Origin of the sequence: Streptomyces chisholmiae (assembly GCF_031845445.1) — a bacterium.
Lineage (GTDB): Bacteria > Actinomycetota > Actinomycetes > Streptomycetales > Streptomycetaceae > Streptomyces > Streptomyces chisholmiae.
In genome coordinates this window covers 1-388 of sequence record NZ_JAVREO010000304.1, presented here as the reverse complement: position 1 = coordinate 388, position 388 = coordinate 1, and the positions used below count along the sequence as shown (strand labels likewise).

General features: G+C 57.7%; 1 rRNA gene. It reads left to right on the top strand.

The window, feature by feature from the left end:
• A 23S ribosomal RNA gene (locus RM844_RS33310) occupies window positions 1-388 on the top strand; the annotation flags it as partial.

The window sequence follows — 388 nt, the reverse complement described above, 5'->3', positions numbered from 1 at the left end:
AGTCCATATCGACGGGATGGTTTGGCACCTCGATGTCGGCTCGTCGCATCCTGGGGCTGGAGCAGGTCCCAAGGGTTGGGCTGTTCGCCCATTAAAGCGGCACGCGAGCTGGGTTTAGAACGTCGTGAGACAGTTCGGTCTCTATCCGCCGCGCGCGTCAGAAGCTTGAGGAAATCTGTCCCTAGTACGAGAGGACCGGGACGGACGAACCTCTGGTATACCAGTTGTTCCACCAGGAGCACCGCTGGATAGCCACGTTCGGACAGGATAACCGCTGAAAGCATCTAAGCGGGAAACCCCCTCCAAGACCAGGCTTCTCACCCTTTTAGAGGGATAAGGCCCCCCGCAGACCACGGGATTGATAGACCAGACCTGGAAGCCTAGTAAT